The 23,419-nt window shown below is 54.9% G+C and carries 19 protein-coding genes; 9 read left to right on the top strand and 10 right to left on the bottom strand.

Annotated features, from left to right (window positions below):
* Positions 1-10: 10 nt before the first annotated feature.
* From AC2FGC_RS22095 to AC2FGC_RS22060, 8 genes are all read right to left on the bottom strand, one after another.
* Positions 11-1,387: a hypothetical protein gene (locus tag AC2FGC_RS22095; RefSeq protein WP_496727209.1), complete on the bottom strand. Its 1,377-nt coding sequence runs from the start codon at positions 1,385-1,387 to the stop codon at positions 11-13.
* Between the two features lie 225 nt (positions 1,388-1,612).
* Positions 1,613-2,029: a VOC family protein gene (locus tag AC2FGC_RS22090; protein ID WP_496727208.1), complete on the bottom strand. Its 417-nt coding sequence runs from the start codon at positions 2,027-2,029 to the stop codon at positions 1,613-1,615.
* A gap of 15 nt (positions 2,030-2,044) precedes the next feature.
* The gene (locus AC2FGC_RS22085) at positions 2,045-3,058 is read right to left on the bottom strand and encodes a hypothetical protein (protein ID WP_496727207.1); all 1,014 of its coding nucleotides are present in this window, start codon (positions 3,056-3,058) and stop codon (positions 2,045-2,047) included.
* 9 nt (positions 3,059-3,067) lie between these two features.
* The gene (locus AC2FGC_RS22080) at positions 3,068-4,618 is read right to left on the bottom strand and encodes an MBOAT family O-acyltransferase (protein WP_496727206.1); all 1,551 of its coding nucleotides are present in this window, start codon (positions 4,616-4,618) and stop codon (positions 3,068-3,070) included.
* A 12-nt stretch (positions 4,619-4,630) separates the two neighbouring features.
* Entirely contained in the window at positions 4,631-5,581 is a 951-nt protein-coding gene (locus tag AC2FGC_RS22075) for a class I SAM-dependent methyltransferase (protein ID WP_496727205.1), read from the bottom strand.
* A 16-nt stretch (positions 5,582-5,597) separates the two neighbouring features.
* Positions 5,598-7,511, bottom strand: coding sequence for an HAD-IIIC family phosphatase (locus AC2FGC_RS22070; RefSeq protein ID WP_496727204.1), 1,914 nt, complete (start codon positions 7,509-7,511; stop codon positions 5,598-5,600).
* A gap of 11 nt (positions 7,512-7,522) precedes the next feature.
* Positions 7,523-7,765 (bottom strand): acyl carrier protein, encoded by a 243-nt coding sequence (locus AC2FGC_RS22065; RefSeq protein ID WP_496727202.1) that lies wholly within the window; start codon positions 7,763-7,765, stop codon positions 7,523-7,525.
* 106 nt (positions 7,766-7,871) lie between these two features.
* Positions 7,872-8,786: a glycosyltransferase family 2 protein gene (locus AC2FGC_RS22060; RefSeq protein ID WP_496727201.1), complete on the bottom strand. Its 915-nt coding sequence runs from the start codon at positions 8,784-8,786 to the stop codon at positions 7,872-7,874.
* Positions 8,787-9,012: 226 nt separating this feature from the next.
* Here AC2FGC_RS22060 and AC2FGC_RS22055 point away from each other — a divergent pair, with 226 nt between their 5' ends.
* The 5 genes from AC2FGC_RS22055 (at position 9,013) to AC2FGC_RS22035 (ending at position 13,349) form a co-directional block, all read left to right on the top strand.
* Entirely contained in the window at positions 9,013-9,912 is a 900-nt protein-coding gene (locus AC2FGC_RS22055) for a glycosyltransferase family 2 protein (protein WP_496727200.1), read from the top strand.
* A gap of 441 nt (positions 9,913-10,353) precedes the next feature.
* Complete coding sequence (locus AC2FGC_RS22050; protein WP_496727199.1) at positions 10,354-11,754, top strand: arylsulfotransferase family protein; 1,401 nt, start codon at positions 10,354-10,356, stop codon at positions 11,752-11,754.
* Positions 11,742-11,969 (top strand): hypothetical protein, encoded by a 228-nt coding sequence (locus AC2FGC_RS22045; RefSeq protein ID WP_496727198.1) that lies wholly within the window; start codon positions 11,742-11,744, stop codon positions 11,967-11,969. The genes AC2FGC_RS22050 and AC2FGC_RS22045 overlap by 13 nt, the downstream gene beginning before the upstream one ends.
* Positions 11,969-12,340: a hypothetical protein gene (locus tag AC2FGC_RS22040; RefSeq protein WP_496727197.1), complete on the top strand. Its 372-nt coding sequence runs from the start codon at positions 11,969-11,971 to the stop codon at positions 12,338-12,340. The genes AC2FGC_RS22045 and AC2FGC_RS22040 overlap by 1 nt, the downstream gene beginning before the upstream one ends.
* On the top strand, positions 12,333-13,349 hold the full coding sequence (locus AC2FGC_RS22035) for a sulfotransferase (protein ID WP_496783482.1): 1,017 nt from the start codon (positions 12,333-12,335) through the stop codon (positions 13,347-13,349). The genes AC2FGC_RS22040 and AC2FGC_RS22035 overlap by 8 nt, the downstream gene beginning before the upstream one ends.
* Positions 13,350-13,486: 137 nt before the next feature.
* Here the strand turns inward: AC2FGC_RS22035 and AC2FGC_RS22030 are convergent, their stop codons facing one another.
* Complete coding sequence (locus AC2FGC_RS22030; RefSeq protein ID WP_496783480.1) at positions 13,487-14,260, bottom strand: sulfotransferase family 2 domain-containing protein; 774 nt, start codon at positions 14,258-14,260, stop codon at positions 13,487-13,489.
* A gap of 473 nt (positions 14,261-14,733) precedes the next feature.
* On the opposite strand from AC2FGC_RS22030, the gene AC2FGC_RS22025 reads away from it, so the two are divergent.
* Complete coding sequence (locus AC2FGC_RS22025) at positions 14,734-15,402, top strand: class I SAM-dependent methyltransferase (protein ID WP_496783477.1); 669 nt, start codon at positions 14,734-14,736, stop codon at positions 15,400-15,402.
* Positions 15,403-15,461: 59 nt separating this feature from the next.
* Here the strand turns inward: AC2FGC_RS22025 and AC2FGC_RS22020 are convergent, their stop codons facing one another.
* Positions 15,462-16,859: an O-antigen ligase family protein gene (locus AC2FGC_RS22020; RefSeq protein ID WP_496783476.1), complete on the bottom strand. Its 1,398-nt coding sequence runs from the start codon at positions 16,857-16,859 to the stop codon at positions 15,462-15,464.
* Positions 16,860-17,579: 720 nt separating this feature from the next.
* Between AC2FGC_RS22020 and AC2FGC_RS22015 the strand changes: the two genes are divergently transcribed.
* From AC2FGC_RS22015 to AC2FGC_RS22005, 3 genes are all read left to right on the top strand, one after another.
* Positions 17,580-18,701: an acyltransferase family protein gene (locus AC2FGC_RS22015; protein WP_496783475.1), complete on the top strand. Its 1,122-nt coding sequence runs from the start codon at positions 17,580-17,582 to the stop codon at positions 18,699-18,701.
* Between the two features lie 15 nt (positions 18,702-18,716).
* Positions 18,717-19,859 (top strand): right-handed parallel beta-helix repeat-containing protein, encoded by a 1,143-nt coding sequence (locus AC2FGC_RS22010; RefSeq protein ID WP_496727191.1) that lies wholly within the window; start codon positions 18,717-18,719, stop codon positions 19,857-19,859.
* A 286-nt stretch (positions 19,860-20,145) separates the two neighbouring features.
* Positions 20,146-23,419: PQQ-dependent sugar dehydrogenase (locus AC2FGC_RS22005; protein WP_496783474.1), on the top strand; the 3,274-nt coding region annotated here is incomplete at its 3' end.

Here is a 23,419-nt window from a genome sequence, read left to right as displayed (position 1 = left end):
GGTCGTTGTTTCAGGGGCGCAGAATGAAATCACGTCCGATGTTAAAAAACACGGCATGCGATTGCGCGCGTGGGTCTGTCAAATCTTCGCGCATTCGATAGCGATATCCGGTGTTAAGCGCCCAGTCTTCGGTCAGAACGTACTGATACGAAGCGGTAAAGTTTGCCCGGTCTATCGTGTCTGTCACCTCGTCGCTGATCGTGTAACCGGCGTTGAGGTTAATTCCGGAAAAACTGTTGATTTCGTAAGAATACCCCAAGAAAGCAGCGGTTCTGATGACGTTCCCCTTTTCCTGATCAAAATCTACAGACCGGCGAATTTGTGCGCTGATCGAGCTTCTTGAAAGGTTTTGCCTCCAGTTCAGGGATCCGATAGGAGTGCTACTGTCCAGTTCAGAATCCGACACGCCGATTGTGAATGACAACTCACCGGCGGGTAGTGCGATATCTCGACCGATTAAGAAATTACGGATATCCCCGTCATCGGTTACGATCTGTTCAACTTCGGCTCTAATGGAACCGTTGGGCATATCCCTTTCCAGTCGTAGCCGCCCGGTAGGTCCGTCAGTTCGTGTAGTGATCCCGAATTCCCGCGTATCGATAGTCGTGTAACCGTATCCGGCCGCGAGGCGCCAGATCGGGGAAAGCTCGACACCCAGATTGAAAAAACCCGTCTTGGTCTCACGTCTAGTCTGTTCTGAATTGTCGGATTCGAAAAGCCCGTAATCCAGCCCCAGTGTACCTTCTACCAGTGGCGAAAATCGCAAGAACAGGTCGGTTCCCAGATTGAACCGGTCATTGTCATTCAACCCAGTATTAGTGGTGTCAGTATATCTGAGTGCGAGGTATCTGGCGTCGAATGCGGCTCCAATCGGTGCATCTCGCCCAACTTCAAACGACAACCCGGTTCTGTAACGTTCCCGGTTGCCTGTCCCGTTCAGATCGTCAAGATCCGGCGGCAACTCAATTTCGCCATCTGAGTTTTCAAAATCTTGAAGGGGTCGCAGGAATTCGATGTTCGATTGAAAATAGCTGGCATTGAATCCGAACTCTGCTTGTGTCCCTATACGGTTGTAAGTCAGGCCAGCACTCTGGTCGTCCAAGCCGGAGTCCGCTCCAGGCCCGTTTACAGCACGTATTACTCCAGATGCGTTAAGGCCGAGTTGATTCAACGAGCTTTCATGGATGAGTCCTAAAGAAAGGCGGGTGGCAGCAAAGGTTGTTCTACCATCGCTGATTGGATCGAGTTCGAGGTTGTCATCGGTTTCAAGGCTTTGATTGAAGCTGAAGACCAGTTCTGTCCCGTTTTCCTGGGCTGAAGCAGGCCATAAACAGCAGATCGAACAAGCGCCAACCAAAAAGGTGCGATAGAGCAGGTGCCGTTTCACATGTGCCTCAGTTTTTAGTTCAGTTACCGCTCCGGCCGCCGCGCATATCATTATTTTGTCGAGGTGGCCCGTTTATTGTTATGCAGCCTGTTTACAGCTTCTGACGTCATGCGTCGTCAAAAACGTGTTCTGACTGGGTATTTGTGTCGGGGCGTATTTTGATTGCAACATTTCGTGCATCTGACTGCCCTTCCGGATAGTCTTGGTGCACTTTCGAAGTCAGACCTAGATATCCAGCGGCTGAACATATTCTACCAAAACACCCCGTGTCGCGATCGGATTGATGAAATTGCACAGGAAATTCCCAGCGCCCTTGACCGGCTCGTCCTGCAGCATTGTTACATCCCGGGCGGCAAGCTCCTGCTGCAGTGCCAGGATATCCGGAGTTTCGAACGCGTAATGATGCAGGCCACCAGCGCCGCGGTTGAACCGGGAGAGCGATCCGCCGGTTGGCACCACAAGTTCCACGGCGGAACTGTTTTCGGGCGCGGTGCAAAAGAGGCACCAGCATTCGAACTCCTCAACATAGCCGCGATAGTCTTCTGTGTGGCCAAACAGCGACATGTAATTTTCGGCGCTTTCCATGTCAGGCTGCACAATTCCCACATGGTGCAAACGGAGAGAGTTCTGCAATATCGTCATGATCGGCTCCTGTCTTCACGACCCGGATGAGGGGTCGAGCAGTGGGGTAAGCGTTTCGGTCAGCCAGTCCGTCACCAGCACGGCGCCGGGTTCAGAGACATGGGCTACATCGTTATAGAGATTCGGGTCATCCAACAGGAAATCCGCAGAAAAAACCGGCCCATATTGTTCCAGCCACGCCTTTTCGACGGGCTCTGCATAGCCGCCGTAGAAGGGCAGATATAGGAAGGCGATCTGCACGCCCTCAGCCGCGGCCAGTTCGGCGATCCGGCGCAGATAGGTGCGGGGAATACCAAACTCGATTCCAGCCATTGAATCCGGCAGGATCGGGCGCGTCAGCTTGCGGCGACGAAATGCGGATTCGTCTTCCAGCGCTTCGATATCGGCTGCGCTTTTGGGACCGGATGTCTTGCCGGGATTGAAAATCCGGGGATCGATTGTGGTTCCGGCATAGGTGGCCGGGTTGAATTCGGACTGATAACCAAACGCTTCGGGCAACAGGTTCGCGGTTGCCAGCTGAATTTGCCGGATCGGCAGGCGTGCCAGATTTTCGGGCAAGTTCCGGTTGACGATCCAGGGGCTTTGCAGAACCTCGCCCGCACTGGCGAGATCACCAAAGGCCTGATGCCCGTGCCGCGGGAACTGTTCAACCACCGAAATCACGATCAGTTTTGGTTCATGTTTGGACAGTATCTCGCGGATAATTGGCAGACGTACGTCGAAACCGGACGCGGGCAGCGAGAAATTGACAACGCGGGCTTCGATCCCTTGTTCAGTAAGGTGCTCTTCCAGATCCGGAGAAATTACGCCGCGTGCTGTGCGCGATGATCCCAGAAAAGCGATGTCGATGGGGGTGTCGTCGAAATGGATACGCTCATAAATCCACCGGGCGCGCTCAAAGATCGTGCCGCCCATGGCCTGATAGCGGAAATAGGGGTCATGGGGCAGCAGGAAGGCTAGTACAATACAGGCCAGCACTGTCAGCCAGAGACCGCTGAGGAAGGTGCGCAGGCGCAGAGGTTTGGTCATCGGCGCATCCTAGAAGTTGAAATAAATGAATTCTGACTGCCCGCGCAGAATGAAGGCAAGCCCAAGAAACAGGACCACGCCGGTCCAGATCATCCAAGGCAGGGTCGGGCGCCATGTCAGGTGCAGAAGCGCCGGTGCGCGGGTGCGCCAGCGGTTCCAGTGCAGGATCGGGGAATAGCGGCCCATGATCTGCTGTGTGTTCGGGCACAGAAAAATCAGCGCGGCAGCTCCCAGAAGGAACAACCCCGGTTCGGTTATGAGTTCGGCGGGTTTGGCGGGCAACACCGTAGCCACACCGACGATCTGGTCCAGGCGGATCATGCCCTGCCAGACGGCCACCGCTGCGGCGGGACTGTCAGCGCGGAACATGACGTTTGCGAAGATCACCGCAATCAGGGTCACCGCGTGATACAACGCCATGCTAGAGCCGGGGATGCCGCTTTTGCGGCGCGTCTTGCGCCGCAGCGCGCGCCAGAACTCGTTGATTGCCAGATATGTGCCGTGCATCAAACCGAAGAGGACATAGGTCCAGGCTGCGCCGTGCCAGAGGCCGATGACCACAAACAAAACAACTGTGGGGGCGGCGACCGTTACTGAGAAGGACGCCCATTTACCCAAGCGCCATTGCGCGGCCAGCCGTGAAAGGGGCAACACCAGCGGCTGGTACATGTATGACACGATGAACTGCTGTAGGGTGATATGCCAGCGCCGCCAGTATTCGATGATCGACGCGGCGCGTAGCGGTGAATGGAAGTTTACCGGCAGCTTGATTCCGAACATCCGTGCAAGGCCGATGGCCATGTCGGAATAGCCTGAAAAGTCGAAGTAAAGCTGAACAGTATAGGCCAGTGCGGCCTTCCATCCGGCCAGCAGGCCGATCGTGTTGCCAGCCTGCGCCGCTTCGAAGACAGGTGTGGCGAAAAGGGCTGCGCTGTCGGCGATGACTGTTTTCTTGAACAGGCCGATCGCGAAGATCACCAGCCCGACGGTCATGTTCGCGGTTACGAAACGCCCGGGATTACGCCCGAAAAACTGCGGCATCATCTCTTTGTAATGCACGATCGGACCGGCGATGAGCTGCGGAAAGAAGATCACAAACGTGGCATAGCGCCAGATGCCCCCGGTGCGGACCTCACCACGGGCCACATCCACCAGAAAGGCGATCTGCTGGAAGGTGTAGAATGAGATAGCAAGCGGAAGAATGATCTTTTCCAGATGGAGATCGGCCCCCAGCATATTTGCGTTGTCGACAAAGAAATTGGCGTATTTGAACCAGCCCAGAACCAGCAGGTTACCCGCGACACCCACCGACAGCGGCCAGCCTGCGCCGCGTCCGTTTTCCCGCGCCCGCTCGATCCGCAACCCCATCAGGTAGTTGCCCAGAACCGACAGGATCAGCAGCAGGACATAGGGTGGATTCCAGACGGAGTAAAAGACCAGCGAGGCGATGACAAGAAACAGAAATATCCACTGTTTCAACCCCATGCGGATCAGCAGGTAGTAGCCCGCAAGCGTCAGCGGCAGAAAGACAAAAACAAAAGGAAGGGAATTGAACAGCATGAAAGGATACGGTCAGATCGGTCGTGCAATCATGCAGGCAGAGACGGAGATTTTATTGCGCAGTGCCCTGTCCAGGGCAGTGCCCTGGGTGGCAAAGAACCCGTCTTTCAGGATCTCAAACCCTGTATCACTGAGCAGCGCGCGTGCATCGTCTGGCGTCTGCATCAGATAGAGGTGATCGGGTGAGGGACTGTTGATCGGGACATTGATGAAAATGCGGCCCGTTTCAGGCCGGATCAGAGCGTGCAGCTTGCGCATGACCGACTTCGGATCCTCAAGATGTTCCAGGACCTCGGACAACACCACCAGATCGGCGGGTGGGGTACCGGCTGGCACATCCATCACGTTCTGAACGGCAAAGTGGCACCCGTGATGACCCAGTTTTTCCAGTGCCGCACGGGTCTGATCCAGAGAGACCTGCGACAGATCCCAGGCAGTGGCGCCGGACAGGCCGAAATCGCGCAGAGCCAGGGACATCATGAGCCCGTGCCCAGGCCCTACTTCCAGCAGATGGCCCCCAGGTTGCAACAGGTCCGGCACCTCGGTCAGGAAGAAATGGCAGCTTGCTGCATGGTTGAACCACAAGACCTGACTGTACAGCAGCCCGTCCATGTATTTTTCCATATAGGCGGCATCGGAATAAACCTCGGCATCCGCCTCGGCGAAGGTCGATAATCGATACCGGCCCTCGCGGTGAAAAAACAACTCCTCTTCGCGCAACCGGTCGCAGGTCCAGCGGTAGTGTGCCGCGATAGTCTCCATCCGATCGCCAACCAGCAGTAGCACGGCTTCGGCCAGAATTTCAGTGGTGTGCATCATGTCGCTATCGCGGCCCGCAAGGCTTTTGCGAATATAACGCTCATGCTCGGGCCAGATCGCGATAACCGCTTCGGCAATGCGGCGAGTTGCGGGCCATTCTCTGGTCAGAGCGTCAGAGAAAAGATCAGAAGGCTGCGTGGGCATGAAAAAATCCGATTGTTCAGGCGGCGGCATCGGTGGGCGAGCCGTTTAATGTCATAGGCAATTCGGAAGGCGCGTTGTAATTGGCAAGATCAAGCTGCCAGAACGTGCGTCCGTCCGGCTGTTCGGCGGTTTTTGCGAAGCCCAGCTTTTCGAAATGACCAGCGACCATCCGGTTTTTTTCGGAAGGTATATACTCGCCGATCAGGCGCTTTGCCCCTGCCTGACGCGCTGCATCCGCAACCAGGAACAGAGCAGCCTCTTCAACGCGGCGCCCCAGCACCCGGCAACTCATCAGCCAGGTGTCGCAGGTCCAGTCCTCGACCCCTTTGCGGAAGATCAGCACCGAGATCATGCCGTTGTCGCCGAACTTGTCGGCTAGTCGAATCTGTAGTGTGAACAAATCCGGGTCCTGCTGCATGTGGGCAACTTCAGCCTCGGTATAGCGATGCGTGGTCAGGTTGAACTGGTTGGATTTGTTGATCAACTGCGCGATGCGGGTGCGCCCGACATCGTCGAACTCTCGCGCTTCGCACACCATGTCGAGCGATTTCAGATAGTTGCCATAATCGCCAATGGCTTCCATCGCGACACTGCGGGCGGCATTGGCGCGGTATTGCTCAGCGCGCTGCGCATCATCGGCTGACAGGCCCGTGGTCTCGAAATACCCGGCCTGCGCTAGTGCGGCCGGATAAAATGCGGGGTCTTCCGGCAATTCAGGTACCGCAACTTCGGGCAGCATCTGGCGCACCCGCTCGCGTTCGGCCGGATTATCGTCGAGAAAAGCCAGCGCATCAGTGCCGATATTGAGAAGCTTGGCAATATGTCGGATATTGCTGGCCTTGTCGGTCCAGTTTGCAATGAAGACCGAGATATCGTCTTCGCGCAGCAGCATATCGGGGTGTTTTTGAAAGGGCAGGCGTGCCGCGTCTTCTTCGTTTTTGGAACAGACCGCCAGCACCACGCCGCGGGCCTTGAGATCCAGCGCATGTCGCTGAATTGCAAGAAAGGCCTCACCCTCTGCAGTGCCTTGTCCAATGCGGATGCCGTCGAGCCCGTCATCACCGATAACGCCGCCCCAGCATGTATTGTCGAGGTCGAGCACCAGACATTTACGTGCCTTGCCGCGCAACGTGCCCAACATCCGGGCGATGTGATCAGCATAAAGAGGGACGCAGTCAAGCGCGAAAGGCAACTTTGCCCGATGCCAGTAGGCAGGGTCGAACCAGCGCGACCGCCCAACCGTGTCGGCTAGTGTAGCCACGTCCAGCACTGTCAGTGACTGCGTTTGGGCCAGCTCCAGCAGATTTGCGTTGAAAGCGGCGATCTGAGCCGCGACCGAACCGGGCGCGCGCCGGTCATAATGCCCGCACCAAGGATCAGGCGGGATCGGCAGGGTTTGCAGAATGACCGTCGGGATCGCGATGCGCTTCAACCCATCAACCAGACTGCGTATGTGCGCAGTCGCTGCGTCTACTGCTGCTTTGGCATCGTCGGGATTCATGTGAACTGCGGCCAACCCCAGGCTGCGATAATCTGGCGCCAGCAACGCCATGTCTGCCTCAAACCCGGCCAGACCACTTTCAGGATTCAGCGCTTCCTGCGTAGCCTGACCGTAATCCGGTACATAGAGCGTGGCGAAAATCCCATGGCGCAGCGCGCTGGCGCGGATTGCCGGCGCCGTATATTCAGTGGTCGCATCCGCCAGAACTGCAAGGCGAACCGAAGAGAGCGACGCGCTTTTCGCCTGCACCGCATCCACCTTGTCCAGAACGCGGTTTAGTTGGGTCAGTTTGTTGAGATCTAGGGCGTGATTGGCCAGCGCGGCCAGCGCTCCGGTTTCGGTGTCGGGATCAAGTGCTCGCAACTGTGCGCGAAAATCCGACGGGGCTGGGCGCAGCCAGTTGAGCCCTTCGATAGAGAACACAGTCATAATCCACTCCGCTAACCGGTCTTCTCCTGAATACAGTCTACAAGGTCGCCGACCGATTTCAGCGCTTCGATTTCAGCGGTTGAGAATTTGAATCCGTAATGCTGTTCAATCGACACAACCAGACGGATGTGACTCAGACTGTCCCAATCCTCGACATCATCTGCAGTGGTCGTCTCTGTCAGGGATAGATCGTCGAGATCGAGAACGTCGGCAAAAATCTCATTCAAATCGTTAAAAATGGCTTCTCTGGTCATGGTACTCTTTGCTGTATTTTCACTGATAGGCTGAAATAAATCGACGTAAAAACTTGTACCCCATCTGGGTTAAGTAACAAGCTGTTTTACCGCGATGGCATACAGATCATCCACCCTGTCGCCAGGCTGCTGCTGTTTGGGCATCGCGGCCAAACAGCAACGCAAGCATGCGATGGCATCTGTAAAACCGGATGCGAGTGAGGCAAAATAGTGCCAAAATACGCTCCTGCGCGCCCGAGACACGGTTCGAGCGAAGAATGCGCAGAACCTCTCCCAACGGAGAGGCCCCCAGCATCAGTGCGCGGACGCCCCAATGCAGCCGCCCACCGATGCCTGAAATTTGAGCAAAGTCATGACCGATATGGCGGTCCCATTTCCGTGTGAGATCCCTGAATGAGCTTCGCGCCGGAGTTTCGACAACAATCTGCGGCACATAGCGGGTTCGCAGCCCCAGTGAGGTGGCGCGGCGACCCCAGTCCACATCTTCGGCGATAGTGATTCCAGCGAAGTCACCAACCTTGCGAAACGCTGCGCGCCGGACGCCCATATTGCAGGTCGCGGCATAACCATCCCGCATAATATAAAGCTGCATGCGGTATCCGTAGACGCTTTCATACGCTTCGATTGCGGTGGTCGCATCAGGGTCGATGCGCGAAATCCTGACATCGCCGCCAATTACATCGGTGTCGGGATGCGCATTGAAACAGTCGACGATCCCGGTGATCCAGCCCGGTTGTGCGATACAGTCGCAGTCGATGAAAGCCAGCACATCCGCCTGGGACAGGGCGGCCCCGCGACTGCGTGCGGGCCCCGGTCCGGGCGTTGTTTCATGGGCAAGGCGGGCAAAGGGAAATGCGGCGCAAATTTCGCCCGGCGGTTCCGTCGAACCGTTATCGACAACGATGACCTCGAAGGCGATACCGTCATCAGCCTGTCCGGCAAACGCTGTCAGACACCTGCGCAAGGCATCTGGCGCATTGAGGTGCGGTATGACGATGCTCAGCTGAAGGGGGTCGGGCATGATGTAATATCTCTGATCTTGAAAAGAAGATTATAACTCTCCGGGGAACAAGCCTAGCGGTCTGTTTCGAAATGACGATACTGTTGCCATTTGACGTAAATTTCTTGGAAAAGTGAGCTATTGTTTTGCAAATATCCACCCCTTCCGGTGCGAGCGGTGTTGCCGATGGTGCGGTCCGCAACGGCATGTTATGCTGCACCGCAGTTATTGTTTTGTGAGGCAGTCTATGAGTGCAGCCGTTTCGGTTATTCTGCCGGTTTATAATCGCAGCGCCAGTCTTGAAGATTCAATGCGCAGCGTTCTCAACCAGTCTTACCGTGATCTCGAACTGATCGTCGTTGACGATGCTTCGACCGAGGATTTGCAGCCCATCGTGGATGGGATCGGTGATTCACGGATCCGCTACATAAAGCGTGAAAAGAACGGGGGCGCGTCTGCCGCGCGCAATACCGGGCTGGCCGCGTCCGATGGGCGTTACATCGCCTTTCAGGACAGCGATGATCTGTGGCTGCCCGGTAAGCTGCAAATGCAGTTGGATCTATTAGAGGCGGCCCCATCCGAAGTGGGCGCAGTTATCCACTCTAAAGTGCTTTATGGCAGTGGCCCTGACGGTTCTTATGGCGTCGGACTGGTATCTATGCGGCCACCGCCACACCGCATCATGAAACCGCATGAGGATCAGGTCCGTAAATATCTGACTGAAAATCGCATCAGTCTGCAGAACGCGTTGTTTCGGCGCGATTGCTATCCGGAACCGCTTTGGTTTGATGATGTAACCCGTTCGAACGCCGACTGGGCTTTCAGTTCATCGTTGGCACAACATACAAAAATCGCAGAATACCCCGAACCCGTGGTCATGGCGTTTTCGTCGCCGGATGGTATCTCGAAACTGAAACGTGCCAAGGCAATCGGGTTGATCCGGATCGTCAAACGCAACCGCGATGCATACGCGCGTTACCCTGATGCCTATGGCATAATGATGTGGCGCATAGGCCGTATCCTTGCCCGACATGGCAAGCGCAAAATGGCGCGCCGGTTCTATCTGACCGGGTTCCGGCACAATCCTGGATTTCTATGGCAATCGTTCAAAAGTAAATTCAGTAAATCTGCTTCTGGGGGCGCCTGATAGATTTTTGTGTAACCAAAGCGGAACGGAACGATTTGAACGTAAGCACAAACATAGATCAAAATGCATCTTCCAACACTATCCTCTGATGGATCATGCACCCGAGTACCTTACACAGTGCAGCCCTTGCCTGTTGTTTGGATGTCCCGGGTTGCATGATCCGCATTCCGGGCTGATGCGCCGCGATGACAATCGCTTTATTATCGCCGTCGTTCTTTTAGCGCTTCCCGAACAACCAGACGTTATGGAGCGCGTTCAACCAAAATGCATGACTTGCCTTAATCAGTTTGTGGCTCTGGTGGCGGACGTTTCCACTGGCCACCGTGGCGACCGGCATCCTTCAGTTGACAACATGTGCAGCCCCCCTATCCTGACGTCACGTCTACATTTTCAGTGGCCCGTTCCAGTCTTAAGCGCCACAGTTCCGAGTCGCGGTTAGGTATGGAAAGATTTCTTTTTTCTAAGATTGAAGTGTGGGTCGTGCTATTGCTGGCCGTGTTTGGATTAATAGGTATGCTTCTGTTTGGTGGCATAGTTAGACACGTCGCGGATGGTCAAAACAAATTGGGGCCGATGGGCGAGGCGGTTTACGGGATTGCGGGGATGCCTGAGGCGATGGCGGACGTACTGCGCGGCAAGGCTACGCAGAAAGATTTTTCGTCCGATTTCGACGTCCGCGCGTTCCCGGACGCCGAATACGAGGAACTTGCAGGTTTCGACAATCCCGCCTACGAGCACCGCCCAGTTGTTTGGCGCGCCGAAGGTCTGCAATCGGACCCGCTGGCCGTTATGGTACGGATGAACAAGGCGCAACGCGACGAAATTCTGGTGATCCTTGATTCTACGCGCGAGATGGTCGCGCATTTTCCGCTGACCGCACCCAGCCTGTCGGGCCAGTTCGTCAGTCGTACTGGCAACGCTGCGCCGCTGATGCTGGATGACGGCAGCGTGATTCTATTTTCTGGGGGCTCCGATGGGCTTTACCGCAAGTCGCTGTGCAATGAGACAATCTGGGAACTTCCGGGGCTATACCATCACTCGATCTCAGTCGCCGACGGCACGCTCGGTATCCTGGGTCTGCCCAAAACGGAACTGACCGCCGAGGATCAGGGTGACCGGCGCTGGAATCATTCCGAAATCATCAACCTGATCGACGTGGAGGACGGCACGATCATCCGATCGATCACGCTGAATCAGATCGTGCGCGCCAATATCGGCGTGTTTGACCCCTTTCTAAGTAATCACTGGATAGCGGGGATGACCGAGGATGAAGTGCTGCTGGAGGATTACGTGCATCTTAACAAAGTCGAGATTCTACCTGAGGCGCTGGCCGACGACTATCCCGACTTTCCTGCCGGCGCGATCATGTTGTCGTCGCGGGCGATCAACATGATCGCGATCATCGACCCCGAGACGTTGCAGATTCTGTGGTATTCGCATGGTAATACTCAAGGGCAGCATGATCCGGAATTCATTGGCGACAACAAGATTCTTGTCTTTGACAATCGACGCGACACAAACTTGGACGATCCGGCGAACCCGGCGAACTTTTCCGAGATTCGGCAGTACGATTTCTCGACCGATACGTGGAGTGTGATCTGGAACGGGGCCGATGTGTCGGGTTATACTAAACATAGCGGCGAACTTGATTTCCGCGACGACGGCACGCTGCTGGTCGATCTGACGGTACAAGGCCGCTATCTGGAGGTAGCGCCGGACGGCCGGGTGCTGATGGATTTGGTGAATGTGGGTGATGAGGGCTCTGTCTACTGGGCAAAGCACGCACAATACCTCACCCCGGAACAGTACGAGATTGCAAGGAGTACCTCATGCGACAGCTGAAACTTTTCCTGACCGCGCTCGTCGGCGCCGTGTTCTTTGCCGGTGCGGCGCATGCCTATATCGGGCCCGGCTTGGGCGCCGGCGTGATCGGCACCATCCTTGCTGTGATCGGGGCGGTTTTTCTGGCGCTGTTCGCGATCATGTTCTACCCGATTAAGCGCATGCTGAAACGGCGCAAAGCCGCCGCCGAAGCAGATATGCAGAACGACCAATAGTGGACTGGCTTCTGGTGATCGTCGCGACGGTCGCCGCCGTCGAATTTTTTTGCCGGCTACCGTTTCTGGAGCGTGTAAAGGACCTATCTGGCCTTGTCGCTAAAACAGTGCATACGGTGCGCTCGCCCAGAATTTCCGACCATTGGAAAGAAAGGGTGCTGCTTGCTTACTCCGGAAAGCTGATGGCGACATCGGTGCTTCTTTTTCTGATGATTTTGGTGATCATGATCCCAGTGGTGATTGCTGGTGGAATCGGCGTGCTGACGTCCTGGCCAGTGGCCGAGCGGTTCGCTAGCTTGGCTGGTGCCAGCCTGTCTATTCTGGTCGCATTTGGTTATCTGTTTGTCAGAAGGCGGTTGATCGGTGAGTGATTACGGTTTCGGCGCAAGGGTCCTGCACCGGCTTGCGCTCGGCAGCGGCGCAGCCGGACAGGCGGCATTCGATCTTGAGCGGTCAATCACTGGACGCGGTCTGAACCCGGATTCGCAGGCAGCACATGTCTTTGTATCGGGGCTGGCGCGGTCGGGCACCACAATCCTGATGCGCGCGCTGTTCGAAAGCGGTTCCTTCGCCTCACTGACCTATCGCGACATGCCGTTCGTGCTGGCACCCAATATTTGGGCACGGCTGTCGGGCCGGTTTCGAAGCGACCGCGCGGCGTCGGTGCGGGCCCACGGTGATGGGATTATGGTCGATTTCGACAGTCCCGAGGCGCTGGATGAGGTGTTCTGGCGCGTGTTCGAGGGTGAACGCTATATCCGCACTGACCGACTGGAGCCGATGGAGGCGGATAGCGAGACGATCGAGCTTTTCCGCACCTATGTCGCGCTGATCCTGCAGTGCCACGGCGGTACTCGCTACTTGTCGAAGAACAACAATAATATCCTGCGTATCGGCGCGCTAGTACGTGCGTTTCCGAACGCGGCAATCCTGATCCCATATCGGCGGCCCGAGCAACAAGCGCTGTCACTGTTGAAACAGCACGAACGGTTCTGTGCCCAGCACGCGGACGACCCGTTTACAAAAAGCTACATGGGTTGGCTTGTGCACCATGAATTCGGTGCGGATCACCGCCCGTTTGCTTGGGCGGCGGATATTGATCTGGACCCGAGAACGCTGGATTATTGGGTCGAGCAATGGATTGGTGCCTACAGCCGGATCCTAATCGAGGCGAAACGTTTCGAAAGAAATATTGTCGCGGTTAGCTACGAACGGTTGTGCGATCCCAGTGCCAGTGAGTTTGCCCGGATTGCGGCCCGGCTGGGACTGGAGATCAGCAAAGTGCCGGATTTCCGGTTGAGCATGTCGCAGATCGACAGGCCGATCGCCCCCGAACGACAGGCTCGGGCCGAAGAGATATATGCTGCACTTTGCAGTTAAACCGGGCGCTGCCAGATCAACCTGTAACAGTCTGACCAGACGAGGAAATTAGGCCAAATCTTTCGGCGACGGAGCTTCACAAAATTGATTGAGGTCGGAATTCTGAAACCTGTTAACCTGTGTTTGCGGGATCAGCTTTACCACTTTCGGATGCGACGGCGCACTCGATCAGCAAGCCTATTTAGAGTTTGATTGGCCCTTGCATGCGCCGCTGCGTTTTCAGCAAGAAAATCAGCGGATAGCTCTGGTGGGGGGGGCAGAGGTGTCGGATTGCCCGGCTCGTACCCAAATCGTTCGAAATCAGCGGCGTAAATTTCGGCAACAAGCGCGCGTTCGGCTTCGGTCGGGGTAAACGCCCCGTTTTTTGGCGTACCGGAGCGCAGGGCGTGCCCCATAGCGCGCGGCTTGGCTTGAGTCCCGGACAATCTGTCAAAATAGGGGATAAGCGCATCAAGTCCGTGCTCAAGATGAAAGACAGTGCAGTCCGGTCCGCCCTCCGGCGGAAGGAAATCGACTTGCGGTCGACTGTGATTGTCGTGTCTGTGCGGATCCGACGACCAGAGACCGGCTTCCGTCTGCAGCCATTCCGTGAAACTGGTGCTGCGGGCAATCGTTCCCTCGACTTCGGATTGAAACCGGTAGGCGCTGACAGCCCGATCCATCGGGTGGCGCACGACAGTAAAAATGTCACTGAAAAAACCTTTGGGGAAAAGGCGCATCAATGCGGCCCAGTCCAGATGCTGCGGTGACGTGTTGGACCAGCGTAGATCTGCATCCACAGACAAGTACTTCCGGTCCAGCAGAGCCAGCGGACCAAAGCGGTTCTGCAGGTAGTCTTCGACTGAACTGCCCGCACATTTGGGGATATGGGCAAAATAGACCAGCTTCGCTTCAATTCGGACAATCGGCATAAAAATCTCCGCTCAACACAGGTCGAAAAACCCACAGATAAAATCCGGCGTTGCGTAGCCAGCGATGCTAGACAGAGAGCTGGGTGAGCTCAAGCGGCTTCCTGGAAGACTACAGGAACCGGACGTTCCACAGGATGCGCGCTGAATGCCACGCCCGCTGTAAATCCATATTCAGGAAACACTTCTTTAAATATCCAAAAACCGTTTGAAGTCAGGAAACAACTGGCTGCCTACAATTAGTGCATTGCCGTGCGGGATGTGTTGCCCCATTTTGTGTCGCGGTAGATAATGATACCAGAGTAAGGAGTATCTGTTACGGTAACACTGTTCTATTTTTTCGTTTTGGCTGGCGACAATTCTTTTTGGGACGCTTTTTTCGGGAATGGAGAACCACCCTGGATTCAGGCTTGTTTTACGGTTGCGGTTGCAGGCAGTTTATTCCGGCCGGAACTTTAGCGATTTTGGAGAGTTAGGTGCAAAAAAGCCGAGTATTTCTTGCCGCGCAAGGGCGTTTTCGTGGTAAGCGCTTTGCGCATATTGAGCGTCTGATACGCGAACTTCTTGAGAGCAATGACAGCATTAAGATTCTGGATGCGGGCGGTCGCGCGCGCTACTGGAAACTGCTTCCGATGGATTTACGCAGCAGAGTGTCTGTCACTGTGCTGAATTTCGAGAAGGATCTGGCGCAGTTTGACAACTCGGTCGAGGGGTTGGTGGTTGAGTGCGCGACCGGAAACGCATGTGATATGCCAGAGTTTGAAGACGGATCATTTGACCTGGTTCATTCGAATTCGGTCGTGGAGCATGTCGGCTCATATGCCAACATGCTTTCATTTGCTAGTGAAGTCCGGCGTGTTGGTCGGGCATATTTTGTGCAGACGCCCAATTTCTGGTTTCCCATTGATCCCCATTATGGACGGCCATTCATTCATTGGCTCCCCGGCCCCCTGCGGATCGGACTGTTCCAGCTAACGTCTCTTGGATACATGCCAAAGGTCAGCTTTGAGCGCGCAATGGTGCGCGGCGACTATATCAGAATTATTTCCAAGGGTATCATGGTTAAGCTTTTCCCCGATGCAGACATCGAAAAAGAGCGATTTGCGTTGATGACCAAGTCAGTCATGGCAGTCCGCAGGGCGTAAAACCCGCCGCGTTTGGTGGCTGTCTTTATTTTTTTAAGATAATGTTTTAAAAGAAATTTTTAGGTATTTCGGCGATAGATATCTTCTTTGTTTGGCTGCCGCTTCTCTCTGGCAAAACGTGTGTAAGGCAATGTGCTTTCCGGCTTGGTGTTGCTCGTGACTGGACGGTTCGCCTGTTGCCGCGGGTCCACTGTAAGAAGCCACATGCCACTTCCCAGTGTGAACAGTATCAGCGAATACAGTTCCCCCCAAATTGCCACTGTAGCGAGTATCAAAACCAAACTGACCAGAGTAAAAATCCAGGCTCGGCGCAATGGATAGAGTGTGGGGTCCTCACTAAAATCCCGTCGGCCGGCGACGATCATGGCAATCAGAAATGCACCTGCCAGCATAATGAGTGCCGGCACACCGAACCGCACGGCGACAAACAGCCAGAAGTTATCTACGCTTCCGGTCATCCAGCGTGGCAACGGCCAAGGATTATAACCTACTCCAAACAGTGGTTTGCGTTCAATTTGACGGACGCCAAATTCAAAAAGAACTCGGCGTGCAAATGCCGTCGAACTGGAGAACGATATTCGCGAAACGATAGCGTAAATGGCGGCACGCCCTGAGGCGAGTTCTGCGATGACATAAAAGAAAAGCCCGGAACCCCACAGGATTGCCCAGCAATACTTTGAGCGCCGGAAAATGGCTCCCCATCCGATCAAACCGATCTGCACAGCCACCGCCAGCACCGGTCCACTTGACACTGAAAAAAAACAACTCAAGCCGATAAGGCTTGAAATGATGGCACGACGGAACCACTGCATGCGGTCGGCCAACCCCACATAGACCAGCGAAAATCCCAGGGAACAGAATATGCCGTAATGAATTGGATGCGAAAATACGACTTGCGCGCGATGGAGACCTAAGCGCTGATCAGGATTGACATTGACCACTGAAGCGATCCCAGGCAGCTTGCTGATCAACTGCGGAATCAAAGGTTTACTCGTGATTACTTCGTATAGTGCAAACGGCAGAGTAAACAGAACGGCGAACGCTATAAAACGAATCATTGCCACAAATGTGGCCTTTGTTCTGATAGTCGCGCGGGCTGTGAGATACCCCCCTAAAAGAACGATGGTTCGGGATCCTGTGTATTCGATCGCCACACGCGGTGAGTGATTTATGAGCATGGCTAGGGTCATCCATGCCGCAAAACCAAACAACAGGTAGTCGGTCGCCAGCAGGCGTCCGTAGGAACCACGAAGCAGGTTGATTGTCAGGATCGGCACAACGACCAGAAACACGACCCGGGATGGAGAGAGCAGCAGCGTTCCGACCGAAAAGAAGGCCGGAAACAACAGTGAAATCAGTACCAGCTTGGCCAGAAATGGTAGCTTTTCCCGCTGTTCGGAGGACGGCGTGGTATCATCCGCCGCTGAAAAGTCCTTCCGGCTTGCCGCGCTATACATGCTGGTGCAACTCGCGGTTAAAGGATGGGGGGGGTAGCGGACTTTCGTCTGGATATAGACCGTTTTCAGGTGAGTGCGATTTGCGAATCCGAGGTGCCGAGAAGGTTGCTGAGCAAGATAGAAATAGCAGACCGTACCGAACGTCCGCAGACAGTTCAGGCCGATCCTTGTCGCCCATTCGGAAAAACGCCCGGGCATACTCAGAAAAACTACGCTTCACTTTCTTTCCAGCTCAAATCCCGCGGAACGACCGAGAAAGCAACGGATACATCAGCTTCCATTAGGCTCTCCAGCACAACATCTCTATCTCCTCACGCATAACAATTGACGTCCAGTCCTGTCACGGGAAACCATCTCTGAAATCAGGAACAGGTACCAGCTTGGTCGTCGTGTTGCCAAATGCTCCCAGGTTCGGAATACAGGTGCTTACGTTGTTGTTGCAGGTAACTATGGTGTCAGAACTCGCGTTAGCCGGGGCAATTTAGAACTGAGGACACCGCAAGAGCATGGATATTCCCGCCGGGCGATGTCATGCTGGTGTTCGGTCCAATGGTATTCTGAACTAAAGGACCTGGTGTTTTTTGGTTTGGTAGAGGTATGTGGTATTTAAAGGTAAACCTCGCGCGGGACGGTCTTTGGAAGACGCCCCATTTGACGAAACGACCTCCATGTTTTTCGCGCTTACCGGCTCGGGCAGGGCGGCAGTGAAGCGGCGGCTTTATGGTGGTTAAACTTTCCTCTTCTGATCCCAGCGTGGGTTTCAAGAAAAACCGTTCCATGGCGCTGGACAGCATCCGGACTGTCGCGATCTTGGCCGTTCTTGTTTACCATGTCGCCTCGCGCTATGACGTCAGCAGCCTTGACCCGCTGGCGCAATTTTTTCGGCGCTACGGCCTTTTAGGGGTCGATATCTTTTTCCCCCTAAGTGGTTATCTGATCACCGGATTCCTGCTGCGCAGGTCTGACACGGAAAGCATCAAGGTCTTTTTCCTGCGGCGCGTGTTCCGGATCATACCGCTGTATATGGTTGCGGTAACGTTATTCCTGTGTGCCAGTCTGAGTTTGGGATACGATCAGGACACTGTGGGCCGGATTTGGATCAACTACCTGTTCCTGACGGGATGGATGATCTTCTTCGATGGTCCCGAGACAATTCCCTATACGATCACCTGGTCCCTATCCGTCGAGGAATTCGCCTATATCCTCTTCGGGCTGGCGGCGTGGATCCTTCGCCGGAATTTCCTGGCTTTTCTGGTCCTGATCAGCATCGCCTCAATGGCGCTGCGGCTGCATTTGAATCTTTCCGGATTTGAGGCCGTTTACAACTTCCCACCCGCGCGGATCGATTCCATTGGCATCGGAGGAATCGTTGCCGTCTGCATGCAGCGGCAAGTCGCCAGGCCACAGCTGATGGCAACGCTGCTGCTGCTGGCGATCTTGTCTTATATGTTCGTGTTTTGGGACCCCGTACTCTGGAGTTCTCTGAAATACACATTCATTGCACTTGTTACCTGCCTGCTGATTGTCTTGTTCGAAACGCGCTACAAAAGTGCCCAAAGCAAAGTATTGTCCTGGTTTTCGGCAATCGGGTTTTATTCTTATTTCACTTACCTGTTTCACATGTTCAACATTGAGTTGATCCTGAAACTCCCGGGCGTTTTCCACCCCAAATCGGAGCTCTCGTTTTGGGGGGTCGTGATCGCTGCACTGATCGTGACTCAAGTGCAAGCGATCTTGTCGTTCCGCTTTTTCGAGGGACCATTGATGCGCTACGGACGGGGTCTGGAGCAGCAAAGCCAAAGCCAACCTGTCACGGTAAATGCGGGCAAGGACGTCACTTAAAAACAGGAGGGTGCCTTGAAGGGAAAACGTGTTCTGGTCGCATTCACTACGGTGTGCTCCACCGTCATGATGACTCTGCCGACGCAGGCCGCAGATCTTGGGGCCACCTTAAAAAGAACTCTGTCCAAGGCGTCAGGCGGTGAAACGATCCTGCTGAAACACGGCGACTACGGGTCGGTAAAGCTGAAAGGTCTGAACTTCAGTGACTATGTCACCATTGCGTCCGAGGACGGAGCCGGGCGCGCGACCTTTTCCGGGGTCGAGATCAGGAACTCCAGCTATCTGCGCTTTGACGGTGTTCATGTTGCCACAGACGCTGGCCGAAATGCGATTGCCGTCAATGAAAGCCATCATATCGAAGTCCTCAACTCCGAGATCAACGGACCGATCACATCGCCCGGCACTCCGATCTTTGATGTCAAATTCGGTATCGAGCTTCGGAATGGAAATCATAACATCCGCCTTGAAAACAACGACATCCACCATGTAGCAGTTGGTATTGGCAACTACGGCACCAAAGATTTCGAGCTTGTTGAAAACACGCTCAACTATCTCGGCTCTGACGCGTTCAAATTCTCCAGCGTTGATGGCGGCCTGATCAAAAACAATACTGGTCCAACCCATTTCTACCCAGAAGATGATACGCATGCGGACTTCATGCAGTTCCAGGGCGGGGCTTCAAGCAATCTGGAAATCACCGGCAACGTGATGCTGCTGCAGAACCGCTTTGACATGCAGGGTATCTTCTTCGGCGGCAAGGGCGGGCACAACAACCTGCTGATCGAGGACAACATCATCTACACCGCAATGGCCAACGGGATTTCCATCCACGAAGGTGGTGAAAATATTGTCATCCGTTACAACACGCTGATCAATGCGCTGAGCGACAATCGTCCGGTGACCTCGATCAAAGCCTCGGGCAGCGGCGCGATCAAAGAGTACAACATCTACTCTGCTAAGAAAGGCAAATTGGCAGGCACCAATGTCGTGACGCAGCACAAGGATGCCAAAGGCGACTTCCACTATTCCGGTCTGTTCGTGAATGCGCATACCTCCAAAGGTATCACGCTTGAAGACCTGCGCCCGGTCGAAGGCAGCCTTGCTGAAACCCACGGCGCTATCAACCGGCTGAACGAAGGGCTCGGCCATTTGCGTTAGATCCTGGAAAATCAGAGTTGCGCTGGTGCAAGAAAGTACAGGTGATAATATAATCGTGACAGTATGCCGGGGCTCCAAACAGGGTTCGTTGCGTTGAGTCCGATACAAATTCGTGATAAATTATTTTAGTGTTTTTCGCATGAAGCCTGCCTCTGCCATGCGGGTGTTAATGTAGGTTTTTGAGGGTATTTTTATGGTTCTGCCAGTTACGAGTGGGCTAGTACTTCACCTAGAAGGAAAATCGGGGGTTACGACAGAAGGCGCCGCCGTAACGTCCTGGAGGGATGTGTCTTCGTCAGGAATCGATCTGACATCAAACGGGGACCCAACATTTGGTGTTGCCACCACACCGTCGGGGGCCCCGGCGATCTCGTTTGATGGCGACGAGGATAACCTTCAGACCGTGCTTGGTTCCGGTTTGCTGCCAGATGGCAATGAAGATCGGACCATATTCTTTGTGGTCAACTATGTGGACAATCAGGGCGTTTCGGCAGGTCTGTCCTATGGTGACAATACTGCGAATGAAGCTTTTGGTTTAGTGTCGGGCTGGAACAACGGTGAGCTTGGCATTCAGGGCTATGGCGGCCCCAACGATTTCAGTTCGGGTGTAAATGCAGAAACCCAGGGCTGGATTGTGCAGTCCGTGGTTCTGTCTGCAGGTCAATACGAGCATTTTCTGAACGGTGGGCTGATTGACGGTGGTTCTCACACGTTCAACACCGATCTGGCCCGGCTGGTCATAGGCTCGGAACTGGGTAATCTGGGCGAGGCGCAATTGGATGTGGCTGCAGTTCTCGTCTATGATCGTGCGCTTGGTACGGCGGACCGAACATCCGTAGAAAGTTATCTGCAGTCGGAATACCTGACCGATGACGGGCTGAACAACGCACCTATAGCTGTCGGGGACAACCAAGGCATAGAATTGGGTCAGACCGTCGTAATTGACGTCCTGCAAAATGATATCGATGATGGGGTGCTGGATGGTACCAGCATCAATATTCTTAGCGGCCCAAGCAACGGTACGATCACTGATATCGACCCGGTTACCGGTGCCGTAACATATACCCACAATGGTGGTTCGGGGGCTGACGACAGCTTTACTTACGAACTTGTCGATGCGCAGGGCGAAACATCTGCTCCAGCGACTGTAACAATTGATGTTGGTGCGCAGCCTTTGTCGCTTGACGGATTCACCAGTGAATTGGTGGTCTCTCGCGAAGACATGGATGGCGGCAGCCCGTTTTTCCTCCCGATCTCGATGACATTCCTGCCGGACAACCGGATGCTGCTGTTATCCAAGGATGGCGAAATCCGTATCGTCGACCCGGAAACCGGGTCGAATGAAGTCTACATGACCCTGAACAATATCGATGCAGGGCAGGAACGCGGCCTTTTGGACATCACGCTGGATCCTAATTTTGCAAATAACGGCTATTTTTATCTGTATTACACACCGAATAATCCAGAGAACGCTCGTATTGCCCGTTTCCAGCACGAAGAGAACGCCGGCGGTTTGACCTCGGCCGGTGACCTGTCCAGTGAGTTCGTGGTCTGGGAGGATACCGATGGCTATCTCGCCTGCTGTCACTATGGCGGTGGTCTGGATTTTGGTCCGGACGACAAACTCTGGCTGACGACATCGGACAAATTTCAGGCAACCACTCCGGGCGAAGGCCCCAGCGGCGGCGACGATATCATGCTGGATCCGGAATCGTCCTCAGGCAAGATCATCCGGGTCAATCCCGACGGTACCGTGCCGGACGGCACGGACGGGCAGCTTGCGAATCCCTGGGCCGACCCCAATGACGGGTATAACGATTATGTCTGGGCCTATGGTCTGCGCAACCCGTTCCGCGCCCGCTGGGACGAGGAATATGGTCAGCTGTATATTGGTGAGGTCGGTGGCAACCAGCAGAACATCGCCCATGACGATATCCACACCTCCTCTCTAGAGCAGGCTGGCGCTTTCTACGGATGGCCGTTCTACGAAGGTACACCCAATGTTTACGTCAATGCCGGGCTGAGCCCCGAAGACCCCAATGACCATCCGCTGCCCGACGGGGATATTGCCGATGCGGCCAGTGGGGACTTTTATTCATCTCCGATCTTCTCGATCGACCATCAGGGCCAAAGCACCTCAATCACCGGCGGTGAAGTCTATCGCGGTGATCTGTTCCCAGAGGAGTGGGACGGGGTCTATTTTTACGGCGATTATACCAATGATTTCATCCGCTACCTACGGCTGGATAGCACCGGCACTCAGGTATTGGGCGATTATGCCTTTAAGCCGTCGACCCAATTGCCCGGCACAACCAACGAAATCGTATCTATCAACGTTGGTGAAGATGGGGCATTGTATTACGCGCTGATCGCTTCAGGCGAAGTCCATCGCATCACCTTTGACGGCAATGCCGCGCCGTCCATCGATACAACGTCGTTGAGCCCTCTGGAAGGGGATCTGCCGTTGAGCGTTACTTTTGAAGCAACGGTCAGCGATCCTGAAGGCGATGCGCTGACTTACACGCTGAATTTCGGCGACGGCACCGTGATCAACGATATTGTGGGGCCCAGTGGCATCATCTCGGTCAGTCATCAATACACAGTGGACGGGCGCTATGACGTATCTTTGTCCCTGTCCGATCCGACTCATACGGTTCTGTCCAACGCGTTCCAGGTCGAAGCGGGAGATGTGAATTTCGCACCTGAGATCGCCGATGCGCAGTCTGATATTGCAGTCGGCGGCGTTGGCACAACTGAGATTACCTTTTCAGCCGATGCCTCGGACGCCGATGGTGACACGATGACCTATACGTGGCACTTCGGCGATGGAAACAGCGCCACTGGCCAGGTCGATCCATCGGGTCAGGTCGTTGCCAGCCATATCTATGCCACCGAAGGCAGCTACGACGCCTATCTGGAAGTCACGGATGGGACTGAAACCACTTTCTCACCCAACTTGCCAATTCAGATTGGCACGGCCACCCAGGTGCCCGTAACCTCAGGGCTGGTCTTGCTGCTGCAGTCGGATATTAAAATCGGACTGGGCAACGGCAATACCGTGACAGCCTGGCTGGATGGGTCCGGAAACGGAAACAACCTGTTCGCGCAGGGTGATCCGCGGCTTGTCGACAACGTAACCCCCACAGGGCTACCTGCGATCGCGTTTGACGGCGCGGGCGACCTGCTGGAGCGGGTCGATGCCGACGACACGATTTTCAACCTTCCCACGGGCGATGCGGACCGGACGATCTTCTTTGTGGTTGATTATGTGGAGCCGAACGGACGGTCTTCCGGGGTGGTCTATGGTTCCAGCGCGAGCAACCAGACTTTCGGAGTTGTGGCCGACGGCTCGACGGGCAATTACGCGGTCCAGGGCTGGGGCGGCACCAACGATTATGACAGCGGCACCGAGGGCCTGTCGCCGAGTTGGGCGGTGCAGTCGGTTGTTTTGAGCGACGATGTCCTGTCGCAGTATCTCGACGGGGCTTTGATCGACACTGACACGCATACGTTCAACACCACCCTGACCAAGCTGGTGCTGGGGGCCCATATCAAGGGGG

The organism is Ruegeria sp. CDSC054 (genome assembly GCF_059610645.1).
This window is presented reverse-complemented; position numbering and strand designations above follow the sequence as displayed.